General features: G+C 65.7%; 4 protein-coding genes and 3 pseudogenes. 4 read left to right on the top strand and 3 right to left on the bottom strand.

The genetic code is table 11. The annotated features are described in order from the left end of the window. Nucleotides 1–152 precede the first annotated feature (152 nt). A pseudogene (locus ABZ624_RS41720) lies at nucleotides 153–384 on the top strand (IS701 family transposase); the annotation flags it as partial. Between the two features lie 436 nt (nucleotides 385–820). On the opposite strand, the pseudogene ABZ624_RS41715 reads toward ABZ624_RS41720, so the two are convergent. Beyond that, nucleotides 821–898: pseudogene (locus ABZ624_RS41715) on the bottom strand (IS5/IS1182 family transposase); the annotation flags it as partial. A 413-nt stretch (nucleotides 899–1,311) separates the two neighbouring features. Continuing rightward, nucleotides 1,312–1,692, bottom strand: a pseudogene (locus ABZ624_RS41710) (transposase family protein); the annotation flags it as partial. A 612-nt stretch (nucleotides 1,693–2,304) separates the two neighbouring features. Here ABZ624_RS41710 and ABZ624_RS41705 point away from each other — a divergent pair. From ABZ624_RS41705 to ABZ624_RS41695, 3 genes are read left to right on the top strand one after another with little or no spacing between them, the layout of a single operon-like run. Beyond that, complete coding sequence (locus tag ABZ624_RS41705; RefSeq protein ID WP_360100758.1) at nucleotides 2,305–2,904, top strand: chemotaxis protein CheB; 600 nt, start codon at nucleotides 2,305–2,307, stop codon at nucleotides 2,902–2,904. Nucleotides 2,905–2,911: 7 nt separating this feature from the next. Next, a complete protein-coding gene (locus ABZ624_RS41700; RefSeq protein WP_360100755.1) occupies nucleotides 2,912–4,777 on the top strand; it encodes a CheR family methyltransferase in 1,866 nt (621 codons plus the stop codon). 23 nt (nucleotides 4,778–4,800) lie between these two features. After that, nucleotides 4,801–5,655, top strand: a complete 855-nt coding sequence (locus ABZ624_RS41695) for a GAF domain-containing protein (RefSeq protein ID WP_360100752.1) — start codon at nucleotides 4,801–4,803, stop codon at nucleotides 5,653–5,655. 124 nt (nucleotides 5,656–5,779) lie between these two features. On the opposite strand, the gene ABZ624_RS41690 is transcribed toward ABZ624_RS41695, so the two are convergent. Continuing rightward, nucleotides 5,780–5,914, bottom strand: a complete 135-nt coding sequence (locus tag ABZ624_RS41690) for a hypothetical protein (protein WP_360100749.1) — start codon at nucleotides 5,912–5,914, stop codon at nucleotides 5,780–5,782. Between the last annotated feature and the right edge of the window lie 267 nt (nucleotides 5,915–6,181).

The following is a 6,181-nucleotide window of genomic DNA, read 5'->3' as shown; positions in this document are numbered from 1 at the left end:
TAACTCGCCCCGGAGCCGCTCCACTTCCCCCAGCCTCACAACACGAAGATGCCCACCACCAGGGGAGATCACTCGATGTAACGAAGTACTACTAGCTAGTACTGCAACGGTGCTTGCCGTGACTGATGGCCAGGTCGGTCGTTGATGTGGTTGTGGGTGGGGACCTTGCTGATGTCAGACTGTGGACGCGTGAGCTGGACGCGGCGCATGAGCGGTTTGTTCACCATTTCAGCAGGAGCCGGCATCGGCGTATATGCGGGGCTGATCGCTCCGCTGCAGCGTAAGAACGGCTGGACTGTGGCCAAGGCGGCCGGCCGTGGTGGTCCGGACCGTATCCAGCGGATGCTGAACCGGATCGAGTGGGACGCCGATGAGGTCCTCGACGTCGGCGTGAGTCGAGTATCTGGGCGACCCCGATCGGCACCGCCGCGACCTGCACCACCACGAAGACACCTTCACTCCCTAGGACATCTGGCCAATCATCACCAAACCTGGCAGAGCGGAACAACGCCGGGGCCGTGCTGGGGCGACGATGTTCCCGAGCGAATCGAGTCCCAAGAAATCGTCGCCCGACTTGTGGCGTCATAACTCACCTTCCGCAAGATCTGGTAAGGGACGCCCCATGCTGGGCGTTCTTCCCTGTAAACGGCCGTGCCGGCATTGTGCATGAGTTGGGCTGGCACGGAAGGCGGTACAGGTCGTACTCCGCGGCTGGCAATACCGCCTGGACGGCCCGGCCATTTTTGGCCGGGCCGTTCTTCCCCTCTTTGCAGAGTACGAGTCAAGCCGTACCCAGAACGACAAGGCCACCATCCTCACAGTGGGAGTAGTCGGCCCGCCCGTCGCCGAACCGGTCGCACTCCGCGAGCGTGCCGTCGAACATGACGTAGCCGGGATCGGTCCCGCAGGACGCAGCAAGCCGCGCGGGTGCACCCCGTGAGAGGTGATCGAACGTCGAACACCTCTCTCAACGGCACAGGAGCCTCGTGCGTTGCGGACATCGACGGCGTCACCCGATCAGTGGCACGCTGAAAGGGCTTTCTACGTTGTTCTGCGGGAGGCGGTGAGTCCTTCGTGGTTCACCCACACAGGGTGCCGGGCGTGCTCGAGAAAGCTGCCGCTTGTGGCTGATTGGCCACCCGGTGCCCCACGACGACTCGGCTGCCAATCAGGAATTGCGAATGATCGCTCGGGTGGGGAATCGTCAGCGAGATCGTCGGTGGAGGAACCAGCAGCACACGGCACGGAGGCGCCACATGTCAACGACGAGCCCGACCGTTCATGATCTCCGCGTGCTCGGGGGCGTCCGAAGCGCCCCGGCAGGGCCGGGGACAGCCACAGCACCTCGCCGTGAGGGTCCGTGACCACGTGCACGTTCATCCCGTGCCGACGATGCTTGGCCGAGTAGTCGGCGCGGCCGTCGCCGAGGCGGTCGCACTCGGCCAGGGTGCCGTCGAGCAGGACGAACTTGGGGTCCGCCTCGCGCGGGGCACGCAGCAGGCCGGGTGCGCGGGCGGCCAGGAGATCGGTGACCGCGGTCGTACAGGCGTGCGCGGTGCCGATGGAGATGCCGAACCCGGCGGCGATCTGCGCGAAGGGCTCGTGCTTGCGCAGGTAGACCAGAGCGGCCGGGGCACGCTGGTGCGGCGGGAGCTTGCACCGTCGGTCACCCTCGCGGGTGACGATGAGCATCGTGGCCCACTCGATGAGCGCATGGGGCAGGTCGAGTGCGGCAGGATGAGGGACCGACAGGGGTCCTGCGCCGATGGGTTGAGACTTCGAACACCTCCCTCAACGGCACGGGAGCCCTTGTGCGTTGTGGCCACGGCCCCTGTCACCCGATCGGTTGCCACACTGAAAGACCTCAGTGCATGTCGGCGCCGCTTGGCTCGCCAGGCGCTCAGCACCGGCTCGATCAAGGCCCAGCGGGCATCGGACAGGCCACTCGGATACGGACGACGTCCGGCCATGACCGGGGGATACCGCGGGTGAGATCTTGCGCCAAGACGTGCACCGCAAGAGGCGGAAGCACACACCACGCGCCGGGCGTCCTGGGATGACACGGGCGCAGGCCGTACTCCGTACCAGCCGTCACCCCCATGCGGCGCATCCGCCACATCCATTCCACCACGCCCGCCGAGACGACGACTCCCCACCGAGAAGCGCAGTAAAAAACTCTCGTCAGAGATAATAGTGACCTATTAATGGAAAGCCGCCGGATTTTCTTGATGATCCTCTCAGGGGTTTCCTCCAGAGTGCCGCACGTTGTTCTGTTGCCGAGCCGGTTTCGGCTAGGCTCATGGTGTGACGGCCGAGCAGACGTCCGCAGATCACTACAGCATCGTCGCCGTCGCGTCGTCCGCGGGCGGTATCCAAGGGCTGACTGTGCTGCTCGGGGCGCTGGGCCCCGAGCTGCCGGTACCGGTGCTGGTCGTCCAGCACCTCGACCCGCGGCACCGGACGGTGCTCGCCGAGATTCTCGCCCGCCGTACCGAGCTTCGGGTCAAGCTCGCCGAGGCGGAAGAGCGTGTGGTACCCGGCACCGTCTACATCGCCCCGCCCGACCGGCACCTCCTCGTAGATTCCGGCGGCGTTTTGACTCTGAGCTGCACCGAGCTCGTCCACTTCGTACGCCCTTCCGCCGACCTTCTTTTCGAGTCGGTCGCCGGTGCCTATGGGGCGGCGGCGATCATCTGCGTGCTCACCGGAAGCGGGAGAGACGGCGCCATGGGGGTCGAGGCCGTCAAGTCGCGCGGTGGAACGGTGATCGTCCAGGATCCGCGGACGGCACAGTTCCCGGGGATGCCGCAGGCGGCAGTAGATACCGGCGTGGTGGACTTCGTGCTACCTCTTGAGGAGATCGCCGCCGTCGTGCGCGGACTTGTCGAGGCCAAGAGGCAGTGATGCGCTGATGAGCGAACCGCAGGGCGTAGGGGACAACGAGGCGCTGGAGGAGCTGCTCGGCTTCATCCGGGAGGCCCGTGGCTTCGACTTCACCGGCTACAAGCGCTCCACGCTGGGCCGGCGCATCCACAAGCGGATGACCGACGTCGGCATCCGCTCCTACCTGGACTACCAGGATCTCCTGGAGACCAACGCGGACGAGTTCGGCGCCCTCTTCAACACGATCCTGATCAACGTCACCTCCTTCTTCCGTGACCCGGAGGCATGGGCCTTCCTCCAGCACGAGGTTGTCCCCGAGCTGCTCGCGGCCTTGGCGCCGGATCAGGAGATCAGGGTATGGAGCGCGGGCTGTTCCAGCGGCGAGGAGGCGTTCTCGCTGGTCGTCATGTTCGCGGAGGCGCTCGGTGTCGAGGAGTGCCTGCGTCGGGTCAAGATCTATGCCACGGATGTCGACGAGGAGGCGTTGCGCGAGGCTCGGTCGGGGCTGTATCCGCCGAAGTCCCTGGAACTGCTCTCCGCGGATCTACGGGAGAAGTACTTCGAGCAGAACGGCGCGCAATTCAGCTTCCGCCCCGACCTGCGGCGCCGGGTGATCTTCGGGCGGCACGACATCACCCGGGACGCCCCGATCTCCCGTCTCGACCTGCTTGTTTGCCGCAACACCCTGATGTATTTCAATGTTGAGGCCCAGACACAGATCGTCGACCGCTTCCACTTCGCCCTGCGCCCGAGCGGTTTCCTCTTCCTCGGCAAGGCCGAGATGCTGCTGAACGACGCCGAGCGGTTCGCGGTCGTGAACATGCGCCAGCGCGTCTTCAGACGGCGGGTTGGCGACACCGTAGTGCCGTACCAACCGGCCCCCTTGAAGATCAGATCAGGCGCAGGCATCGAGCTGCACTCGGTCGCGCGCACCCGTCAACTGCGTGACCTGGTTCTCGACGCCGGTCCGGCTCCGTCGATCGCCCTGGACGGCGACGGAACCGTCATGGTGGTGAACAGTCAGACGAGGATTCAGTTCGGCCTGACGGCGACCGATATCGGCCGTCCCTTCCAGGACCTGGAGATCTCTTATCGCCCGGTCGAACTCCGCTCCCTGATCGACCAGTCCACGCACGAGCGTCGGACCTTGCGCGTCAACCGGGTCGAGCGCAGGGTGGGGGAGGACGTCCAGTACTTCGACATCCTCATCCAGCCGCTCTCCTGGCCCAGCGGCCTGCACGCCGGCACCATGATCTCCTTTACCGACGTCACTGTCGCCACGCAGCTGAAGGCAGAGGTGAAGAGGATCCGGGAGGACTTGGAGACGGCATACGAGGAATTGCAGTCCACAAACGAGGAGTTGGAAACCACCAACGAGGAACTCCAGTCCAGCATTGAGGAACTGGAGACGACGAACGAGGAATTGCAGTCCACAAACGAGGAGTTGGAAACCACCAACGAAGAGCTCCAGTCGGGCAACGAAGAACTGGAGACGATGAACGAAGAGATGCGTATCCGCACCGACGAACTGGACGAGGCCCGGGCCTTCCTGGAAGCGGTTCTGACGAGCATCGCGGCGGGTGTGGTGGTGCTGGACAAGGATCTGAAGGTCAGGAGCTGGAACCGGGGAGCCGTCGACCTGTGGGGACTGCGTGCCGACGAGGTGTTGGAAGAGCCCTTCTTCGAGCTGGACTTCGGTCTGCCCACCGATGCGCTGCTGCCCGTCGTGCAACGGTGCCTGGAGACCCGCAAGCGCTCCGGCCCGATCCCTGTTGAGGCCCTGAGCCGCATCGGCCGGTCCATCACCTGCGACGTGTTCTTCTCCCCGTTCGACGGGCACAACGGCGGTGTCGTCCTTATGATGGAAGAGAGCCGAAGCGACGCTCCGGAATGACAGCGCGGCGTAATCTTGGACGCATGGATCCGCAGAGGCGCGAGGAAGACCTCAGTCTGGCAGCGGTGGCACGGCGCCGTGCAGTTCTGGCGCGTGAGCGCGCGGACCGGGCGGAGGCCGCCGCCGAACGGCACGAACTCTTGGCAAAGGAACCCGGACGTGAGTTCCACGCCCACCTCGCACAGACACACCGCAGAACAGCCGCGTGCCACCGTGCCTCGGCTCAGCTCCAGGAGAACTTCGCCCGCCGCGCGGCGCAATGGGACCAGAGCTGCGGCACCCGACCGCGGTTCATGACCGGTGTCGCCGAGGCGTGCGGCACGAGCAGCGCAGCAGTCACCTTGGTCGACGCCGGCCAGAACCAGCTCGCGATCGCCGTGTCCGACGAACAGTCCCGGGCGGCCCAGGAACTGGAGTTCGTGCTCGGCAACGGGCCGACCCGTGACGCGGCTGCGGCACGCCGCCCGCTCCATGTGTCCGGACGGGCAATAGCGGCACGCTGGCCCGGCTACGGGGCCGGCCTCGCTTCCCTGGGCATCGCCTCGGTGGCCGCCCTACCACTCCCGTCGCAGGACAGTTGCATGGGGGTGCTGACGGTCTTCGATCCACAGCCCGGACCCGGCGGGCCCGCCGACCTCGCCGAGGTCGCCGCGGCCCTCACCCCCATCGTGCTCCTCGGCCCCGACGCCGACGCGGGCCTTTATGGCGAAATCGACATCCGCGCGACCGTCCTGCACGCGGCGGCCATGCTTTCCGCACAGCTCAGTCGCCCCGCCGACGACGCGCTGGCGCTCATCAAGGCCCGGGCGTTCGCCGAGGAAGTACCGATCGAGACAGTCGCCCGGCAGATCGTGCACGGAGACCTGAAACTCGACTGAGGAAGAGGTGCTGTGACGCCCGAACAGCGGCTGGCCGGTGGGTTCACAGGGCATTGTCACGTCGTTCGTGATCTGGATGGCTGAGGGCGTCAGGCTGTGGTGGGTGCCGGTGACGGTGTTGTGCTCAGACCGTGACCGGCATCTCGCTGCAGTCGTCGACCTGGTGCTGCATGCCCCGGTTGCAGTCCCCCGACGCGGCGATGAGTGTCCACCTGAGCACTCCGGTCGGCGCCGCCGTCGTCGCCGTCAGCCTCTCCAACTCTCCGTATCCCGCTTCGAGACACGAACTTATCTCGGAAGTATCGGCCCCGAGCGGCAAGAGCGCGCCGCCAACGCGCTGCGCGCAGTCCTCGATTTGTAATCCGCGCCGACCCTCACCTGTTGGGCAGTGATCACCACCAGGTGCCGGGTTTCCGCTACCTGAGTGAGCACCAGGAGGCTTTTCAATTTGGCCACCGATCGGGTGACGAGGCCGGTCGAGTAACGGGCGAGGCCCTCGGACTGTTGAGCGAGATGTCTGAAGTCT

The organism is Streptomyces sp. NPDC007205 (assembly GCF_040634095.1).
Taxonomy (GTDB): domain Bacteria; phylum Actinomycetota; class Actinomycetes; order Streptomycetales; family Streptomycetaceae; genus Streptomyces.
This window is presented reverse-complemented; position numbering and strand designations above follow the sequence as displayed.

Bases quoted from the DNA above. Each gene is read 5' to 3' on its own strand.
- ABZ624_RS41700 (WP_360100755.1), top strand. From the start codon at position 2,912: ATGAGCGAACCGCAGGGCGTAGGGGACAACGAGGCGCTGGAGGAGCTG.
- ABZ624_RS41695 (WP_360100752.1), top strand. From the start codon at position 4,801: ATGGATCCGCAGAGGCGCGAGGAAGACCTCAGTCTGGCAGCGGTGGCA.